Source organism: Pseudomonas sp., from assembly GCF_049653025.1.
Lineage (GTDB): Bacteria > Pseudomonadota > Gammaproteobacteria > Pseudomonadales > Pseudomonadaceae > Aquipseudomonas.
This window is the reverse complement of sequence record NZ_JBASFM010000016.1, coordinates 88,616-105,732: the sequence shown is the minus strand read 5'-3', so window position 1 is coordinate 105,732 and position 17,117 is coordinate 88,616. Positions and strand designations below refer to the sequence as shown.

General features: G+C 56.6%; 18 protein-coding genes. 10 read left to right on the top strand and 8 right to left on the bottom strand.

The window, feature by feature from the left end; genetic code table 11:
- The first annotated feature begins 4 nt into the window (after window positions 1-4).
- Both arsJ and WBK23_RS12255 read left to right on the top strand, forming a co-directional pair.
- Entirely contained in the window at window positions 5-1,225 is a 1,221-nt protein-coding gene (gene arsJ, locus WBK23_RS12260) for an organoarsenical effux MFS transporter ArsJ (protein ID WP_424484224.1), read from the top strand.
- 328 nt (window positions 1,226-1,553) lie between these two features.
- Window positions 1,554-1,754: a heavy-metal-associated domain-containing protein gene (locus WBK23_RS12255; protein WP_424484223.1), complete on the top strand. Its 201-nt coding sequence runs from the start codon at window positions 1,554-1,556 to the stop codon at window positions 1,752-1,754.
- Window positions 1,755-1,773: 19 nt separating this feature from the next.
- Here WBK23_RS12255 and WBK23_RS12250 read toward each other — a convergent pair whose 3' ends face one another.
- Genes WBK23_RS12250 through WBK23_RS12230 form a run of 5 tightly spaced genes read right to left on the bottom strand, consistent with a single transcriptional unit; the run spans window position 1,774 to window position 4,907 of the window.
- Window positions 1,774-2,088 carry a hypothetical protein gene (locus WBK23_RS12250; RefSeq protein WP_424484222.1) on the bottom strand — a complete coding sequence of 105 codons (315 nt, stop codon included), beginning with the start codon at window positions 2,086-2,088 and terminating at the stop codon, window positions 1,774-1,776.
- A gap of 32 nt (window positions 2,089-2,120) precedes the next feature.
- Window positions 2,121-2,975 carry a hypothetical protein gene (locus WBK23_RS12245; RefSeq protein ID WP_424484221.1) on the bottom strand — a complete coding sequence of 285 codons (855 nt, stop codon included), beginning with the start codon at window positions 2,973-2,975 and terminating at the stop codon, window positions 2,121-2,123.
- A gap of 17 nt (window positions 2,976-2,992) precedes the next feature.
- Window positions 2,993-3,775 carry a putative DNA-binding domain-containing protein gene (locus WBK23_RS12240; RefSeq protein WP_424484220.1) on the bottom strand — a complete coding sequence of 261 codons (783 nt, stop codon included), beginning with the start codon at window positions 3,773-3,775 and terminating at the stop codon, window positions 2,993-2,995.
- Window positions 3,772-4,602, bottom strand: coding sequence for a DUF692 domain-containing protein (locus tag WBK23_RS12235; RefSeq protein ID WP_424484219.1), 831 nt, complete (start codon window positions 4,600-4,602; stop codon window positions 3,772-3,774). Before WBK23_RS12235 ends, WBK23_RS12240 begins: the two co-directional genes overlap by 4 nt.
- 44 nt (window positions 4,603-4,646) lie before the next feature.
- Window positions 4,647-4,907 carry a hypothetical protein gene (locus WBK23_RS12230; protein ID WP_424484218.1) on the bottom strand — a complete coding sequence of 87 codons (261 nt, stop codon included), beginning with the start codon at window positions 4,905-4,907 and terminating at the stop codon, window positions 4,647-4,649.
- A 295-nt stretch (window positions 4,908-5,202) separates the two neighbouring features.
- Here WBK23_RS12230 and WBK23_RS12225 point away from each other — a divergent pair, with 295 nt between their 5' ends.
- From WBK23_RS12225 to WBK23_RS12200, 6 genes are all read left to right on the top strand, one after another.
- Entirely contained in the window at window positions 5,203-5,409 is a 207-nt protein-coding gene (locus WBK23_RS12225) for a co-regulatory protein PtrA N-terminal domain-containing protein (protein WP_424484217.1), read from the top strand.
- Between the two features lie 192 nt (window positions 5,410-5,601).
- Entirely contained in the window at window positions 5,602-7,401 is a 1,800-nt protein-coding gene (locus WBK23_RS12220; protein ID WP_424484216.1) for a copper resistance system multicopper oxidase, read from the top strand.
- A 12-nt stretch (window positions 7,402-7,413) separates the two neighbouring features.
- The gene (locus WBK23_RS12215) at window positions 7,414-7,698 is read left to right on the top strand and encodes a hypothetical protein (protein ID WP_424484215.1); all 285 of its coding nucleotides are present in this window, start codon (window positions 7,414-7,416) and stop codon (window positions 7,696-7,698) included.
- A complete protein-coding gene (locus WBK23_RS12210; protein WP_424484214.1) occupies window positions 7,691-8,728 on the top strand; it encodes a copper resistance protein B in 1,038 nt (345 codons plus the stop codon). Before WBK23_RS12215 ends, WBK23_RS12210 begins: the two co-directional genes overlap by 8 nt.
- 9 nt (window positions 8,729-8,737) lie before the next feature.
- Window positions 8,738-9,568: a c-type cytochrome gene (locus tag WBK23_RS12205; RefSeq protein ID WP_424484213.1), complete on the top strand. Its 831-nt coding sequence runs from the start codon at window positions 8,738-8,740 to the stop codon at window positions 9,566-9,568.
- Window positions 9,558-10,001 carry a DUF411 domain-containing protein gene (locus WBK23_RS12200; RefSeq protein ID WP_424484212.1) on the top strand — a complete coding sequence of 148 codons (444 nt, stop codon included), beginning with the start codon at window positions 9,558-9,560 and terminating at the stop codon, window positions 9,999-10,001. The genes WBK23_RS12205 and WBK23_RS12200 overlap by 11 nt, the downstream gene beginning before the upstream one ends.
- 75 nt (window positions 10,002-10,076) lie before the next feature.
- Here WBK23_RS12200 and WBK23_RS12195 read toward each other — a convergent pair whose 3' ends face one another.
- The 3 genes from WBK23_RS12195 to WBK23_RS12185 all read right to left on the bottom strand — a co-directional run bounded on the left by WBK23_RS12195 (window position 10,077) and on the right by WBK23_RS12185 (window position 13,540).
- Entirely contained in the window at window positions 10,077-11,336 is a 1,260-nt protein-coding gene (locus tag WBK23_RS12195; RefSeq protein WP_424484211.1) for an OprD family porin, read from the bottom strand.
- Window positions 11,337-11,465: 129 nt separating this feature from the next.
- Window positions 11,466-12,869 (bottom strand): heavy metal sensor histidine kinase, encoded by a 1,404-nt coding sequence (locus tag WBK23_RS12190; protein WP_424484210.1) that lies wholly within the window; start codon window positions 12,867-12,869, stop codon window positions 11,466-11,468.
- Window positions 12,866-13,540 carry a heavy metal response regulator transcription factor gene (locus WBK23_RS12185; RefSeq protein WP_017675714.1) on the bottom strand — a complete coding sequence of 225 codons (675 nt, stop codon included), beginning with the start codon at window positions 13,538-13,540 and terminating at the stop codon, window positions 12,866-12,868. Before WBK23_RS12185 ends, WBK23_RS12190 begins: the two co-directional genes overlap by 4 nt.
- Before the next feature lie 562 nt (window positions 13,541-14,102).
- Here WBK23_RS12185 and WBK23_RS12180 point away from each other — a divergent pair.
- Both WBK23_RS12180 and WBK23_RS12175 read left to right on the top strand, forming a co-directional pair.
- The gene (locus WBK23_RS12180; protein ID WP_424484544.1) at window positions 14,103-15,371 is read left to right on the top strand and encodes a TolC family protein; all 1,269 of its coding nucleotides are present in this window, start codon (window positions 14,103-14,105) and stop codon (window positions 15,369-15,371) included.
- Between the two features lie 153 nt (window positions 15,372-15,524).
- Entirely contained in the window at window positions 15,525-17,114 is a 1,590-nt protein-coding gene (locus WBK23_RS12175; protein ID WP_424484209.1) for an efflux RND transporter periplasmic adaptor subunit, read from the top strand.
- The last annotated feature ends 3 nt before the right edge of the window (window positions 17,115-17,117 follow it).

The following is a 17,117-nucleotide window of genomic DNA, read 5'->3' as shown; positions in this document are numbered from 1 at the left end:
GATCATGAAGGCGTTGTCAGCCCTGGCCCCGGACGTGCGCCAGTACCTGCTGGTTACCGGCAATTACTGGGCCTTTACCCTCACCGACGGCGCGCTGCGCATGTTGGTGGTGCTGCATTTCCATACGCTGGGCTACACGCCACTGCAGATCGCTGCGCTGTTCCTGTTCTACGAAATATTCGGGGTTGTCACCAACCTGGTCGGCGGCTACCTCGGCGCGCGGCTGGGCCTGAATCGCACCATGAATATTGGTTTGGGCCTACAGGTAGCGGCTCTGTTGATGCTGACGGTGCCCGCCGCCTGGCTGACCATCCCTTGGGTGATGGGCGCGCAGGCCATGTCGGGGATCGCCAAAGACCTCAACAAAATGAGCGCCAAGAGCTCGATCAAACTGCTGGTGCCGGACAACCAGCAAGGCACGCTTTACCAGTGGGTGGCGATCCTCACCGGCTCAAAGAACGCGCTGAAAGGGGTAGGCTTCTTCCTCGGTGGCGCGTTGCTGGCATTGCTGGGTTTCACCGGTGCCGTGCTGGCGATGGCCGCCGTGCTGGCCCTGATCTGGATCGCCAGCCTGTGCCTGTTGAAGAAAGACCTGGGCAAGGCCAAAGCCAAACCCAAGTTCCGCGACATCCTCTCCAAAAGCCGGGCAATCAACATCCTTTCGGCGGCCCGGCTGTTCCTCTTCGGCGCCCGTGATGTGTGGTTCGTGGTGGCCTTGCCGGTTTACTTGAGCAGCGTATTGGGCTGGGACTTCTGGCTGGTGGGCGGCTTTCTCGCCGCCTGGGTCATCGGTTACGGCATCGTGCAGTCATTCGCTCCGCACATCACCGGGAAACAGCGTGGCCTGGTTCCCGATGGGCGCGCCGCCTTTGTCTGGGCCGCTCTGCTCGCAGGTTTACCGGCGGCCATTGCGCTGGGCCTGGCGGCAGGGTGGTCGCCGCAGGTTGTGCTGTTGGGTGGGCTGATGGTGTTTGGCGCGCTGTTCGCGGTGAACTCGTCGCTCCACAGCTACCTGATCGTGTCCTACGCCAAGGAAGATGGTGTGTCGCTGGACGTGGGTTTCTACTACATGTCCAACGCCCTGGGTCGCCTGATCGGTACGCTGTTGTCCGGGTGGATTTATCAGGGTTATGGGCTGGAGGCTTGCTTGTGGGTATCCACGGTATTTGTCTTGTTGGCCGCCCTGATTTCTATCGCCTTACCCAGGCACGCCGAGGCGATATGAGCCCGTCAACATGACAGGATGGTCAACTGATCTAGTTCAATAGTGGGTATTGCTCTAGTGTCCGCCCCTTATCAACTGCAACAAATAAGAGCACGCATCCGTGCCGCCGCGGCTCCTGGTAAAACTAATCGCCTGCTTCCAGGGTGGGATGATCGAGTAATGCCGATTAATCGATGCCCTGTCTTGCCACTAAACCGATCCAAGCGCCATTTGCACCTATGCCCGTGACCTTGAATGGACTATAGGTTCACAGACTTGACCTTCCCACGATGGAAAGGTCGATGCTGTCTGTGCGGCAACGTGTGCCGAGACCTATACGAGGTGATATATGTTCAATCTGAAAGTTACCGGAATGGGCTGTAGCAGCTGTGTCAGCAAAATCACGAAGGCCATCCAGACACTGGATCAGGATGCACGGGTAGAAGTCGATCGAGCGGCCGGCAAGGTGACGGTCGAGAGCACAGAAAGTGTCGAATCGATCCGCGAGCTCATCCAGGAGCTTGGCTATGCGGCTCAGGTCAGCGCTTGAGCGCTGACCAGATGCCCAACTAAATCCCTAGGTCTGAAAGCTCCTTCAGCCCGTGGATGCTAGTGACCTCGTTGGTAATGCCTTCCGAGCCATCACGACCGCGAAGCCAGGTTGAGTGATCGCCTGGCTCGCGCATTTCCAGCGCGTCATAGGAATACCGCTTTCGCTTGAACAAGCTCTTCAGTGCAGGAAAATCGTGGGCTTTCTCGTCTTCTATCCCTACGACTTCTCCTACAAGTACTTTCCACTGACCGACGCCGTCGGCCAGCATCGCCTGGTAGGTTTCAGGGTCCAGCAAGGCTTGCTGTTTGAAATGAATGGTGCGGTGAGTCATAGACGCGCTCGGAAGTGGCCAAAGTGAAGTCGCTAGCCTAAAGGTTCAGGCTCCTCATCGTAATAGCCATCCCACCAAGAGCTTGTATCTACGGCCGGGCCTTCCTCGCTGGTTTCTACTTCATCGGGTGCTTCTACAGGGCTCCAAAGCTGGCAGGTAAAGGGGAAGTCCTCAGTTCCTGTTATGCCATCCCCTCGGCGTATATCCGAGTTTGAACCCCATTGGAGGCCTGCCGTTACTGAGCCCTCCGCAACGAAGTTCACCTGATCGTGCGTGATCGAAATGATCTCGATTCGGTCGGTGTAGATCTCTTCGATGCTGTGGTGTGGTGCAATCTCATCGATGGCCAGCAAAGTCTCGCTGAGCAATTGCTCTACGGCGGCCTGATCAATTTGCTCCCAAAGAGCTGTGATGATTTCCCGACGGCATTCCAGAATCGCGTTGCAGAGGCCTGCAACTGCCTCAACCGTGTCATCCGATAGTGCTTGGACGACTTCTTCCGGTAAGGCGAAGACGCTTTCCTCGATATGGGTCAGCTTGCTGAGAGCACGGATTGCTTTGCTTAAACGGCTATGCATTTCCGCGACTTCAAGACCCAGGATGTCCTGCACGTACTCATCAGAAAGCCCGCCCTGAACCGCATAGCAGGCTCGCTGCCGGCGGGTCGGTTCGTTCTTCCCGTTAGACTCATCACGGTACCAGCGGCACTTCCGAACTGATTCATCCGGAGCCAGGCGATGCAGTACATGACGGGTCAGCTCTCGCATGGCATAAGCGAAATTGTTGAGCCGCAGTGGGTTACTTGAGTCAGCGAGATTGTTCAGGGCGGCCGTGAAAAGCTCACGCTCGAAGCCTTGGGCAAGAATCTCGATTATTCGCTCATTCACTAACCGCTCCCTCGACACTACCCACCCCACATGAGCATCCCGTCACTGACCCATTGCCTCAACCAGGTTGCTGCTTGCAAGGGTGCCTGTTCTGCATGCTCAGGGAACAATAACTCGCAGAGCTCAGCGAACGATCCACCCACGACGAAAAATCTCAATGCTGACGCCTCTTCTGGCTCCAGGCTCCGGTACTGGCATACGAGGTCATGACGCCAGACGAGACAGTCTTGATTCGCGGATAGCGGGGTAATAGCGGGAAGCAGATCTCCAGACTTGGCAGCCTTCCACAACTCCAGAGTGTTGTACTGCAGCTGCAACCACCTGACAGATGGAGTCAGGGCAACCCTGAGCGAGATCCAGTCTTCAGCCGAGAAACTACACATGGTTTCCAACGAGAGCGCTTCGGCATCCTGTGCGTCGAATGCCAGGGTGAAGGCCCACTCCAGTTTCGTCAGCTCGCGCATCGGCGATAGTTGGGGTTCCGCGACATAACAGCCAATGAACTCGGACAGTTTCTCGCCCAGCCAGCGAATACTGAAATGCCGCGGTGGCCAGGCTGCGATATAGGCCAGTGCGAGTTGCTCAAATGACTCTTCGCCCATCCAGTGATGTAGCGCCGGGAAGTCCTCTTGCAGGACTGCCAGCAGTCGAGCACGGTAAGCGTTGTGGTAGATCTTCAGACCTTCAAGGGCACTCAGCGCTGTGCTGCTTCGGACCTGCTCCAGAAGTACATCAGAGGGGAGGGCGTCTTCATCTGTCAGATAGGCTTCCAATGCAGCCTGTTGGGATATCAGGCTCAAGGGGTGGCCCTCGATATAGCGGCAATAGCACGCGCATGTGCCAGCTCGGATAGCAGCTCCTCGAAAGGCGGAAAGTGATCGTCCCGCTCGATCAAGGTCGATATCGGGCCCAGATAGCTCAGCGCTTTGCTGTAAAGCGACCAAACCGGATCAGCGATGGGCTGATCATGGGTGTCGATGAGGTAATGCCCATAATCGCTGTGGCCTGCCAGGTGAATTTGGCGAATCCGATCATGCGGCAGTTCCATGATGAACTGCCAGGGGTCGAAATCCTGGTTTCGCGCGCTGACGTAGACGTTGTTTACGTCCAGGAGCAACTCGCAGCCGGTCAGGTAGCTCAGCTCCGCGAGAAACTGCGATTCGCTCATGCAGGATGTCTCCCATTGGATGTAGGCAGAGACGTTTTCTAGGACCAGTGGGCGTTCCAAAATATCTTGCACCAGACGCACCCGCGCCGCGACATGCAGCAGGCTTTCCTGGGTAAATGGCAGTGGCAGCAGGTCGTGCAGTTGATGGGCATTGCCGCGGCTCCAGCACAAGTGATCGGAAATCCAGTGGGGCTGGACCCGATCCGCCAGTCTCTTGAGCTGCCGTAAATAATCAATGTCTATGGCATGAGGGCCGCCAATCGACAGGGATACCCCATGCATGACCAAGGGGTACTGCTCTTTGACCGCGTCGAGAAAGTAGAGGGCCTTGCCGCCTTCTACCATGTAGTTCTCGGAAATGATCTCGAACCAGTCGACTGCAGGCCGCTGTTCCAGAATCTGCTGGTAGTACTCGCTACGCAGGCCAAGACCGAAACCCAGCGTTGTGCGCTTGCTCATTCGGGACTCCAGCAGGGGAGTGGCATGCACTCCCTCAGGCGGCATCATTCGCTGGTCTTGCCACCGACTTCGTCACATTTGGCCTGGGTCATCAATTGGAAGCCTTGGCCTTTGCATTCGCCTTGGCCTTTGCAGGCATTTTTGGCAGTCATGCAGTCATTCTGACCCTTGCAACCGTTGACGCCGAAGCACTTCACTTCTGCTGTTTTTGTGTCCTGAGCGGCTTGTGCCGGCAGGGTGGCAAACAGGCTGGCGGCCACAAGAGCCAGAGCAGCACCGGTAGCAGCATTAGATTTGGTCGACATAGTGGCTATCTCTCTTAATTGTGTGGTGGTCGAGTTCGTTTACGCGAATGACCCTAAATAGCTTAGGCATCGCTGCCGGGCATGCGCTCCCACGAAATCCGCAAGGCTCCTGTGGGGCGCATGTAAAGACAGTACCGAGCCTTCTGGAGGGGCGACAAGCAAGAAATAGCAACCTGACAGAACTGTAATGTTCGGCTCAGGTTTCTGACAGGACGTCGTGGTTAACGTGGCATCGAGCCTGAAGCTCGGTCCTTGTGGTTACAAGGGGCCTACTGAACTTACGAGGATTCCCCAAATGAAATCGATCAAAGCCCTGTTTGTAGTAGCTGCACTAAGTGTTTCTAGCCTGGCAATGGCAGAAGGTGGTGCGGACCGAACCTTCGCACGTATGGAGCAGGCCCGTCAGGCGTCATTGAAAGCTTACCAGGTGGCCAAGCAGCAGAAAGTCGACGCCCCCATTGCAGGCGACCAAGCTAAGCGTGCCGAGCACGTCAACTGCTGAGGGCTTTACCTGACAGAAATGTAATCACCCGGATGGTTGAGATATGGCAGTTTCGTATTGCTCGTTGTCGGCGCGGCTGCGCACTTCCGCCAGCGGGCAAGGCTTGAGGGTTGCCCTCCGATATTGAAGCAGCCAATGAACCCGAGACCGGATGCACATCACCGGCTCATCTGACTGATTGGACATAACGGCATGCAAAGTAAAACCACAAGGCGCACTTTCGTCAAAGGCCTGGCCGCCACCGGTATTCTCGGTGGCCTTGGCTTGTGGCGCACGCCGGTTTGGGCGATGACCAACCCTGGTCAGCCCAACGTGCTAACCGGTAACGATTTCGACCTGTTTATCGGCGAGAACCCAGTAAATATTACCGGTGCAGCGCGTACTGCCAAGACCATCAACGGCTTGCTGCCTGGACCGATCCTGCGTTGGCGGGAGGGTGAGACCGTTACGCTGCGCGTGCGCAATCGCCTCAAGGAAGACACCTCCATTCATTGGCACGGCATCATCCTGCCGGCGAACATGGATGGTGTTCCGGGCCTCAGCTTCCATGGCATCGCCCCTGACGGCATGTATGAGTACAAGTTCAAGGTCAACCAGAGCGGCACCTACTGGTATCACAGCCACTCAGGGCTCCAGGAGCAGGTCGGCGTATACGGCGCATTGGTCATCGATGCCAAAGAGCCCGAGCCGTTCAGCTATGACCGTGACTACGTCGTGCTGCTGAGCGACTGGACCGACGAAAACCCTACACGGGTATTGGCCAAGCTGAAAAAGCAGTCGGATTACTACAATCAGCACAAACGCACGGTTGGCGACTTCATCAACGATGTCGGCGAAATGGGTTGGTCCGCTGCCGTAGCTGATCGGAAGATGTGGGCCGAGATGAAGATGAGCCCGACCGACCTCGCCGACGTCAGTGGCTACACCTACACCTATCTGATGAATGGCCAGGCACCGGATGGCAATTGGACCGGCATATTCAAACCGGGGGAAAAAATTCGCCTGCGCGTTATCAATGCCTCGGCCATGACCTATTTCGATGTGCGCATCCCGGGCCTGAAGATGACGGTGGTCGCGGCCGACGGGCAGCACGTCAAACCGGTCAGCGTTGATGAGTTCCGTATCGCTGTGGCCGAGACCTACGACGTGATAGTCGAGCCAGACAACGAGCAGGCCTACACCATCTTCACTCAATCCATGGATCGCACCGGCTATGCACGCGGCACCCTTGCAGTGCAGGAAGGGTTGAGCGCACCTGTGCCGAGCCCGGCCCCGCGCCCGCTGATTGCCATGGGCGATATGGGCATGGATCACGGCAGCATGGGTGGTATGGACCATGGGAACATGGCCGGCATGGGTCAAGGCAGCATGTCGGGTGGCATGGCTGATATGTCTGGTATGGATCACAGCCAGATGGCCGGAATGGATCATTCGAGCATGGCAGGTATGGCCGACATGGCAGGTGCCATGCAAGCGCACCCGGCATCCGAGACCGGCAACCCGCTGGTCGATATGCAGACGATGACGCCGACGCACAAGTTGGACGATCCAGGTATCGGCTTGCGGGACAACGGCCGTCGCGTCCTGACCTACTCTGACTTGCGCAGCGTCTTCCCCGATCCTGATGGGCGCGAGCCAAGCCGCACCATCGAACTGCACCTCACCGGGCATATGGAGAAGTTCTCTTGGTCCTTCGACGGCATCAAGTTCTCTGATGCCGAGCCTCTGCGTCTCAAGTACGGCGAGCGCGTCCGCATCACGCTGATCAACGACACCATGATGACGCACCCCATTCACCTGCATGGCATGTGGAGTGATCTGGAGGATGCGGACGGCAACTTCCTGGTGCGCAAGCACACCATCGACATGCCACCAGGCTCCAAGCGCAGCTATCGCGTGACGGCCGATGCGTTGGGTCGCTGGGCTTATCACTGCCACCTGCTGCTCCACATGGAAATGGGCATGTTCCGTGAAGTTCGTGTGGATGAGTAAAGGAGATATCCGATGAGCATTTTTATGAAGCGAAATGCCCTGGTTGGCAGCGCTGCTATGTTGAGCCTTTTGGCTGCCCTGCATGCTCCCGTGTCGTTGGCTGTTGAGGCGCTCCAGACCGCTGAAGCCCCAGCGTCTGACGCTGAAACCGACAAACAGGCCCCGCAAACGAAGGAAAAAGCTGCTGCCGGTCAGCAGATGGATCACAGGACCATGAATCATGACGGTATGGACCACGAGAACATGATGAATAAGCTGGGCGGCGCTGAAGCCGAAGCAGGTTCGAACCATGACTAGGCTTTTACGTCCGTCCCTAATAGCGCTGGCAGTGTCGCTGAGCGCGCTTAGCAGCGGTTTCACCCTCGCTGCGGAAGAAATGGATCATTCGGCAATGGGCCACGGTTCCATGCCGATGCCCCCTAGCAAGATGAACCACGGTTCCGCCAAGGAGCCGATGGAGGGCATGGATCACAGCCAGATGGGTCACAGTCAGAGCCAAGAAAAGGCTCCAGCTATGGACCACAGCAAGATGGGTCACGGTGCCATGCAAGGGCAGATGGATGGCATGGATCATTCAAAAATGAACCATGGTTCCGCTGAAGCCCCGAGAACTACCAGTCGCACACCGATCCCTGTTCTGACTGACGCTGATCGCCAAGCTGCTTTCCCGCCGCTACCTGGCCACAAAGTGCATGACAGTGCCATCAACAGCTTTTTCCTGCTCGATCAGCTCGAATATCAGGACGCAGATGAAGGTAGCACCCTGGCCTGGGATGCATCAGGTTGGGTTGGTGGTGATATCAACCGGGCCTGGTTTCGCTCCGAAGGGGAACGCACCAATGGGGTTACCGAGGATGCCGAATTGCAGCTGTTGTACGGGCGCTCAATCGGCCCTTGGTGGGACGTAGTCGCTGGTGTTCGCCAGGACTTCAAACCTGAGTCTCCACAGACCTGGGCAGCCTTTGGTATCCAGGGCATGGCGCTCTATGCCTTTGAGGCCGAGGCCACGGCCTTTGTCGGCGAGAATGGCCAGACCGCTGCCCGTCTTGAGGGCGACTACGACATTCTGCTGACCAACCGACTGATTCTTCAGCCGACTGCAGAAGTGAATTTTTACGGCAAGAACGATCCCGAGCGTGGGGTCGGGTCGGGGCTCGCCAATACCGAGCTCGGTTTGCGCCTGCGCTACGAGATTGTCCGGCAGTTTGCGCCTTATATTGGTGTCTCTTGGAGCCGTTCTTACGGCAACACCGCTGATATGACGCGCGACGAAGGTGGTGATGTAGATGAGGCGCGCTTTGTCGCCGGTATTCGGATGTGGTTTTGAGAGCCTGACATGAAAAGAACAATTACAACCTTAGTGGCAGCAGGTGTTGTCGGCAGCGCAGCAGTCCTGGCCGGAGCCTATTCTGGGCTGGTCAACGTGGGGGCAGATGATCCCCACTTTCCAGCTGTTCATGCCTTCCTGACGATGGCCCGTGATCGGTCCATCGAGGTGCGCTCTCGGGATATCGAGGTTCCCAAGCTCGATGATCCGGCCATCATTCGTGCCGGGGCAGGCAACTACAACTCCATGTGTATCGGTTGCCATTTGGCACCGGGTGTAGCGCAAACAGAGTTGAGCCAATCGCTTTATCCAGCCCCACCCAACCTGGCCAAGATCGGTATTGATGGCAGTCCCTCTGCTGCATTCTGGGTGATCAAGCACGGCATCAAGGCATCAGGTATGCCCGCCTGGGGCAAGAGCATGGAGGACGAATACATCTGGGGCATGGTGGCCTTTCTCAATCAATTGCCGAAGATGGATGCCACGCAATACCAAGCGCTCGTAGCGTCCAGTAGCGGTCACCAGCATGGCGGTGGTGAGACCCAAATGCATAACCATGAGGGACAACATGGCAACACTGAGGGTAGCGAAGACCATCATGGCTCCGGTGATGCCGGAGCGCCTGGTCACCACGACACCGTACCTACGGATGACGAGGGTGGCTCCGCCCCTGAAGCTGGCCACCACTCTTCGGACGCCGGTGGCAATGACCACCATGCTGGAGATAAGACTTCCACCAACGGCAGTAGCGCCGAAAATCATCACACCGAACAAGCCCCGAATGCCGCGCCCAAGACCCACACCCATGCCGATGGCAAAGAGCACGTACATGAAAGCTAAAAATCTCGCATTGTTAGCCGCTCTCTTCGCGGCATCCACAGTTCAAGCAGCGGATGCCCTGACCATTGATGTGCATCGTGATGCCAATTGTGGGTGCTGCAAGAAGTGGATCTCACATCTCGAAGAAAATGGCTTCAAGGTCGTCGATCATGTCGAAAGCAACATGACCGCGGTGAAGCAGAAGCTGGGCGTCGTGCCGCGGTTGGCGTCCTGCCACACCGCTGTGATTGACGGGAAATTCGTCGAAGGCCACGTGCCGGCAGCCCAGGTAGTCGAGCTCACCAAGCGCAATGAATTGGTCGGAATCGCAGTGCCCGGGATGCCGGCTGGCTCTCCGGGAATGGAGACTGGCGGCGTGCAGCACGCCTACCAAGTCATCGGACTGACTCAAGCAGGTGCTGACCAGGTTGTCGCTGAGTACCCTGCAAAGTAGTAAGCCACTCATCCGTATTGTCACAAACTGCGAGCGCCGCACTGGGTAGCCAGTGCGGCGCTCGGACCATGACGACTACAGCAGCGGAAGGGTGTAGCTGACGATCAGACGGTTCTCATCAACGTCGTTGCCGAAATTGCTAGAGCGCAGTGTGGCGTTGCGCCATTTCACGCCCAGATTCTTCAGCGCGCCGTCCTGGAAGACATAGGCGATGTCAGTATTGCGCTCCCACTCCTTACCATTGGCGTTGCCTGCGCCTAGATCAATATCGTCGCCGGTCAGATAACGGGTCATGAACGTCAAACCAGGGATGCCAACGCTGGCAAAGTTGAAGTCATAGCGGGCCTGCCATGAGGTCTCGTCTTTGTTGGCAAAGTCGCCGATCTGCACATAATTGACCAGGAACGGATCAGTGCCGTTGATGTAGGCGTAGCCGGTGTCTCCGCTCATGCTCTGGTAGCCAATACCGAGGGCGTGGCCACCAAAGGCGTAGGTAAACATTGCTCCGAATGCCTTGTTGTCGACGTTGCTGTTGCCTTCGTCGGTGGAGCGGGCGTAGCGAAGATCAGTTTTTAGCGACTGTTTGTCACCTAGCGGCAAGGTATGCAGGACAGTGAAAATATGCTGCTTGTAGAACTCGTCCAAGTTGCCGTAGTTGTAGCCGGTGGCCAGGTTGCTGTTCCATTTGTAGGTCGCCCCGGCAAAGCTGAACTCATCGCTCGTCTGGGCTCCACCGCCACTGATAGCGCGGGCCGAGCCGCTGGTAATGCTGAGGTCCTCGCTATCGGATGAGTCGCGCTGGCTTACTTGCTTGAGCTGGCCTGCATCGAAGGTCAGTCCATCAATCTCCAACGAGTTGAGATGCCCGCCCTGAAAGGTCTGTGGCTGTAGGCGCGAGTCATTAGCTTGGACGGTTGGCAGCTTGGGTTGCAGCGTACCCAATTTCAGCACGCTGTTCGAAGCACGTAGCTTCGCGGTTAAACCCATCTCGCCATATTCATCCTGCGCGGCACGAGGCGCTTCTTTATCGCGCTTGAGCAGGCCTGATCCTGAGCGGTCGGCGCTGGAGTCCAGCTTGAGGCCAAGCATGCCGATGGCGTCGAAGCCCACGCCGACGGTCCCGTCGGTGAACCCGGATTCATAGCGCAGCAGGAAGCCCTGGGCCCATTCTTCCTGCTTTGATTGGCTGGCTGAGTCTTGGCGGAAGTCGCGATTGAAATAGAAGTTACGCGCTTCCAGACCGGCTTTGCTGTCTGCAAAAAATTCAGCGGAGGCTGGCTGGCTAAGACTGAGTACCCCAGTACTCACCGCGACTGCCAAGAGGGTCTTCTTCATTGTTGTTTCTCCATGCTCAGGGGGTTGGCATATCGGGGAGCCGTCGCTGTATGCCGTGCTCTCCGAATAGGGGCGGGTTCCTCTGCAGCCAATCTTCGGCTGGTCGTTATGCCTGTACGCCTGCAGGGTCTAGGTCGAGGAACCATTGCGGACTTTGGGGAAGATCAAACGGAACACGGTGAAGCTGCCTGGCAGGCTGCTGACCTCGACCGTGCCCTGATGCAGGCTCATGATCGAGCGAACAATTGCCAGGCCCAGCCCTGTTCCACCTTCGGCACGGGAGCGACTGGTATCGACGCGGTAGAAGCGTTCGAACAAATGGGGGATGTGTTGTGCGGGGATGCCAATCCCGGGGTTCCCGACTGAGAACGACACGGTTTCGCTGTGCTTCTCGATCAGCAGCGAGATGTTTGCGCCGATGGGGCTATGCCGAATCGCATTGGACAATAAGTTTGAAATGGCGCGCTGTACCATCAGCCGATCACCGAAGGTTCGGCCGGCCCCGGAAATGCTCAGGCTGATCTGTTTCTCTTCAGCAGAGATGCTGAACAGATCCACAACGCGTCTTGCCTCGTCCTCCAGTGCAATCTTCTCGAAGGGAACCAGGGATGCGGGGTGGCTGACTTGAGCGAGAAACAGCATGTCGGACACGATTCGGGTGACGCGCTCAAGCTCTTCTGTGCAGCATTCCAGTACGGCTTTGTACTCCTCAGGTGGACGCTCTCTGGAGAGCGTTACCTGCGCTTTACCCATCAGGTTGGTGATGGGTGAGCGCAACTCATGGGCCAGGTCATCAGAGAACTGCGATAGCTGCTGAACGCCACCATCAAGACGATGCAGCATGAAGTTGATGCCGTGGGCCAGCGCGCTGAGTTCTTGTGGAAGTTTGTCGACTGAAATCCGATGGGTCAGATCCTGCGTGGATATCAGCGATGCAACCTGGCGAAATTGCCGGAGCGGCGAAAGGCCCCGCTGTACAATCCACCATGCGCCCATACCAATTAGCGCCAGAAGAAGAGGGAGCGCGATCAACGTTGACTTGAGGTAGGCACTGAGCAGTGCTTCGTCGGCAGATCGATCAATTGAGAGTAAGACCCTGACGTGGTCGCCGTCGTTGAGCAGCATCACCTTGGATGCGGTCAGGAAGTTGTTTCCCTCAGTATCCGACCAGCTTTGGTAACTAGGGGTATCGCCTGCCGGTATGTTGGCAAGAATGGGCTCCCTGGATTTCTCACCCAGATTCAGGAGTAATTTGGTGCCTGACTTTTTCCCGTAGATCGTCAGGTGCAGGTTGTCATGCCCCATGACCAGATCCAGCAGCTCGTGAGGTTGCTGGGCAATTGCATGTGCGCTCATGTCTTCGGCGAGATTGTGCTGAATCTGCTCCAGTTTGCCGTCAAGACTCTGCTTGGCCAACGAGTCCAGCTCATGGGTAAGCGCGAAATAGGCGAGTGCCGCTAGCAGAACAACCAGTGCCGCCCCCATCACGCTGACCGACAGGCCAAGGCGCATGGATAGACTGGCCGGCTTCATGCCCGTTCCTCAAGCACGTACCCAACACCCCTTAGGGTGTGGATCAGTTTGTTATCGAACGGGTCATCAATTTTGGCGCGCAGCCTGCGGATGGAGACTTCGACGACGTTGGTGTCGCAGTCAAAATTCATATCCCAGACCAGCGAAATGATCTGGGTGCGCGATAAAACTTCCCCAGAGCGGCGCATCAGTAGGTGCAACAACGCAAACTCTTTGGTGGTCAGGTCGATGCGCTGCTCGCCACGGAACGCGCGGTGCCTAGCCGGGTCAAGTTCAAGATCGGCTACCCGCAGCACTTCCGGTACCGGAATTTGCTCGCTTCGCCGTAGCAGCGTACGAATTCGTGCAAGTAACTCAGGGAACTCAAAGGGTTTGACTAAATAATCATCTGCCCCCAAATCCAGGCCTTTAATTTTATCCACTAAACGCCCACGTGCAGTCAGCATTATCACGCGAGTACTGCTGTTACTGCGTATATGCTCAAGCACGCCCCAACCATCAATTTCAGGAAGGTTTACATCAAGCACTACCAAGTCGTAAGCGTGTTGCCTAACAAGATGAAGACCATCCACGCCAGTGGCGGCCTTATCAACTACATAGCCACTCTCGCTTAAGCCTTGGTGTAAGTATTCGGCAGTCTTGGGCTCGTCCTCGACAATAAGGATTCGCATAAAAATTCACCTTAAAATGTGCGGCCAGTATTTATTAGATATTCTTTTGTTGTGGCTGCGGAGTGGTTTTAATTCTTTCATCGACGGTCACAGATATGACCTACGGCTTTTCAGGTTGCTCCAAGGCTAAAGCCTGTAGCGGCTTTAGGGTCAAGCCTTAACGCCCGCCTTGCCTGGTCTCAATGTGGTTAGCGACAACATGTCGCACGTCTCACGGTCATCCAAAACACCCAACTTTGGACTGGCAGGGCTGCCCGGTGGCGCTACACGCGAGGCAACCTCTATTTAACTGTGTTTGTTTCTAGTTGTTGCTGGGCGCTAAATCGCCTGCTCTCTTGAGCGCTGCCAATACTAATACAGGCCTACCTGGAAAAGTGCTGGATAACGTATTTGTAATTTTCCAGTCACCTTGCTGATAGGCATGGAGCACTACATTCTGCCGGGAATTGGCTTTCTACTTATTTTCCCAAGTGATAATCCTCGGGATTAATAGATATAAAGGCCTTCATTATATTCCAGCAGAGCTAGTTCTGCGGAGGACTTTTAAGTGTATGTAAAAACAATGGCCGAACATGGAATTGGCATAGGTAAGTTCTGTGTGCTTTCAGGGCTACTGGCTGCATTGTTAATTGCTCCAGCTCCAACAACTGCTGCCGAATCAACAAGGCAGTCAATAACGATTGAAGAGGCGTTGGCGCAAGCGCTCACTGAGAACCAGGAGTTCGCTGCAGCACAATGGAATACAGGCATTGCCGAAGGTGCTCGTACTCAAGCTGGGCTGATCCCGAATCCTGAACTGTCCTGGAGCGTTGAGGACACGCGAAGTGAGTCGCGCGTTACCAGCATTCAGGTATCTCAGCCAATTGAGCTGGGCGGCAAGCGTAGCGCGCGTATTGATGTGTCTGAACGTGATCAGGACGCTGTGGCGATTGACCTAGAGCGTAAGAAAAATACCCTGCGCGCAGAGGTCATCCAGGCCTTTTACTCAGCACTGCGTGCCCAGGAAGGACTGCAGCTTTCCACCCAGTCGCTGAACCTAGCCAGTCGCGGACTCCAGGTGGTCGAAGGGCGTGTAAAGGCCGGCAAGGCTTCCCCGATCGAAATTTCGCGTGCCCAGGTGCAGCTTTCGGAAATTCAACTGGAGCTGAATCGCGCACGCCTCAATCGAAGCAATGCCTACAAGCAGCTGGCGCTCATAACGGGTGCCAAGACGCCGAACTTCGAGCATGTCGAGGGTGATCTTGAGCGCCTACCGAACCTGCCATCGCAGGCTGAGATGCTTGCACGCATAGCGGATACCGCGGACCTGCGGCTGGCCAGCATGCAAATCCAGCGTGCCGAGTCTTCCTTGGAACTCGAAAAGTCGCAGCGCATTCCAGACCTCACCGTCAGCGTTGGCAGCCAATACGACGAAGGGCTTGGCGAGCGCGTCAATTTGCTCGGCTTGTCGATGCCTATTCCATTATTCAACCGCAACCAGGGCAATGTGTTGGCCGCTGCTCAAGGAGCTGACCAAGCGCGGGATTTGCGCAATGCCGCAGAACTCCGCCTGCGCGCGGAAGCCCAGCAGGCATTTGAGCAGTGGGAAAGCGCTAGAGGTGAAGTCGACTCGATCAGCGGCACACTGCTGCCGACCGCACAGCAAGCAGTAGAGGGCGCGGTACGTGGATTCGAGATGGGTAAGTTTGCCTTTATCGATGTACTCGATGCTCAGCGCACTCTCGTAAGCATGCGCTCCCAGTACCTGAATACCCTGGATGAAGCTATCTCGGCCTGGGTGAGCTTGGAGAAGATTTACGGCTCCCAACTCAACGTCGAATTCAAAAAATAAGCATCTCTGCGCACCTACATAACGCCTTAGACGGTCGCGTCATGCGACATGAAGCCTCGCCTGCTTTCCTGGCGGCTGCATGTTTATTGAGCGCGTTTAGTCGCCGCCTAGGCATGAGTCAAATTCAATACTTTTGATAATTTGGAGTTACCAATGGCATCAACAACTCCCAGAAAGCAGTGGCTGATGATTGTGGCTGTTGTCGTTATCGGTTTAGCCGTGGCGGGTCTGATTCTAAGTGGTAGCCCTGGTAAGTCCGGGGAGGAAGGCCATGGCCATGATGAGAATCATGAGGATGTATCGGCTCACGCAGATCCCGAGCACCACGGGGAGGCTTCGGCAGAGGCGCATGAAGAGGCCGACGAGCATGCAGATAAAGAGCATCATGAAGCCGTAGAACCCACCAAGGGCGAGCATGGCGGCAAACTTTTCACTGAGGGTGATTACGCGCTTGAAGTGACGATTTTTGAGGAAGGCGTAGAACCTCAATTCCGGCTCTATACCTACCTGGACGGCAAGCTTCTAAACCCTGCGGACAGCACGGTTCAAGTGACGTTGTCACGCCTTGGTCAACCTGCGCAAATCATCAACTTCAGCAAAGAGAATGACTATCTGCGTGGCGATGCCGTAGTTGTCGAGCCGCATTCGTTCCAGGTTTCCGTTAGCGCCAAGCACAGCGGCAAAAGCTATTCGTTCGGTTACGAGCAGGTTGAGGCGCGCGTATCCATGACCGATGCACAGCTTGAGCAGGGCGGCGTCACGATCGGCACAGCGGGTCCCGCGAAAATTGCCTTCACGCTGCAGGTGCTGGGCGAGGTTCGCTACAACGGTGACCGCACGGTTCAGGTGACCCCGCAACTTGCAGGGCGGGTCGACTCGGTGGCGGTGAGTGCTGGTGAGACGGTCCGCAAGGGCCAGGTGTTGGCCAAGATTTCCAGTCAGGCGCTGGCCGAACTCCGTGGCGAACTGCTGGCTGCGCAGCAGCGTTCGGCGCTTGCCCGCACGACCTATTCGCGTGAAAAGCAATTGTGGGAAGAGAAGATTTCCGCCGAGCAGGACTTCCTGCAGGCGCAGGTTGCCATGCAGGAAGCCGCTATCGCGGTGCAGCGCGTCCAGCAACAAATCGCCTCGCTGGGCGGTGCTCCGGCCAAAGGCCAGAACCTCACCGAGTTCGAGATTCGCGCCCCGATCGCTGGCGTGATAACCAGCAAAAGCATCTCGGTGGGTGAAGTACTCAAAGAGGACTCGGCGGTCTTTACCGTTTCGGATTTGTCGACCGTATGGGTGGACTCAACCGTGGCGGCGAAGGATCTGGGCGTAATTGCCGAAGGACAAAACGTTGTCGTGAGCTCCAGCGCATTCGCCGCCACGGCTGAGGGCTCCATTTCCTATGTCAGCGCTTTGGTTGGGGCACAAACCCGCTCGGCGACCGCGCGCATCGTGCTCGCGAACCCGGATCGGCTATGGCGTCCCGGTTTACCGGTGACGGTCGAGGTGGTTGCCGAGGAGAACGAGGTGCCCGTTGCTGTGGCGGTCGAAGCGATCCAGACCGTTCGCGACTGGCAAGTAGTGTTCGGCCGCTTCGATAACGAGTTGGAGGCTCGGCCTCTTGAGCTGGGCAAATCCGACGGACGCTTTGTCGAGGTTATCTCGGGTCTGCAGGTGGGTGATCGTTACGTACTGAAGAACAGCTTCCTGATCAAGGCTGAGCTTGGCAAAGCCGGCGCGAGCCATGACCACTAATCC

Excerpts from the sequence above, each read along its gene's own strand:
- WBK23_RS12185 (WP_017675714.1), bottom strand. The coding sequence starts at position 13,540 with ATGCGAATCCTTATTGTCGAGGACGAGCCCAAGACTGCCGAATACTTA.
- WBK23_RS12230 (WP_424484218.1), bottom strand. The coding sequence starts at position 4,907 with ATGTCGACCAAATCTAATGCTGCTACCGGTGCTGCTCTGGCTCTTGTG.
- WBK23_RS12180 (WP_424484544.1), top strand. The coding sequence starts at position 14,103 with ATGGCCGAACATGGAATTGGCATAGGTAAGTTCTGTGTGCTTTCAGGG.
- WBK23_RS12220 (WP_424484216.1), top strand. The coding sequence starts at position 5,602 with ATGCAAAGTAAAACCACAAGGCGCACTTTCGTCAAAGGCCTGGCCGCC.
- WBK23_RS12235 (WP_424484219.1), bottom strand. The coding sequence starts at position 4,602 with ATGAGCAAGCGCACAACGCTGGGTTTCGGTCTTGGCCTGCGTAGCGAG.
- WBK23_RS12205 (WP_424484213.1), top strand. The coding sequence starts at position 8,738 with ATGAAAAGAACAATTACAACCTTAGTGGCAGCAGGTGTTGTCGGCAGC.
- WBK23_RS12175 (WP_424484209.1), top strand. The coding sequence starts at position 15,525 with ATGGCATCAACAACTCCCAGAAAGCAGTGGCTGATGATTGTGGCTGTT.
- WBK23_RS12195 (WP_424484211.1), bottom strand. The coding sequence starts at position 11,336 with ATGAAGAAGACCCTCTTGGCAGTCGCGGTGAGTACTGGGGTACTCAGT.
- WBK23_RS12225 (WP_424484217.1), top strand. The coding sequence starts at position 5,203 with ATGAAATCGATCAAAGCCCTGTTTGTAGTAGCTGCACTAAGTGTTTCT.
- WBK23_RS12250 (WP_424484222.1), bottom strand. The coding sequence starts at position 2,088 with ATGACTCACCGCACCATTCATTTCAAACAGCAAGCCTTGCTGGACCCT.
- WBK23_RS12215 (WP_424484215.1), top strand. The coding sequence starts at position 7,414 with ATGAGCATTTTTATGAAGCGAAATGCCCTGGTTGGCAGCGCTGCTATG.
- arsJ (WP_424484224.1), top strand. The coding sequence starts at position 5 with ATGAAGGCGTTGTCAGCCCTGGCCCCGGACGTGCGCCAGTACCTGCTG.
- WBK23_RS12190 (WP_424484210.1), bottom strand. The coding sequence starts at position 12,869 with ATGAAGCCGGCCAGTCTATCCATGCGCCTTGGCCTGTCGGTCAGCGTG.
- WBK23_RS12210 (WP_424484214.1), top strand. The coding sequence starts at position 7,691 with ATGACTAGGCTTTTACGTCCGTCCCTAATAGCGCTGGCAGTGTCGCTG.
- WBK23_RS12200 (WP_424484212.1), top strand. The coding sequence starts at position 9,558 with ATGAAAGCTAAAAATCTCGCATTGTTAGCCGCTCTCTTCGCGGCATCC.
- WBK23_RS12255 (WP_424484223.1), top strand. The coding sequence starts at position 1,554 with ATGTTCAATCTGAAAGTTACCGGAATGGGCTGTAGCAGCTGTGTCAGC.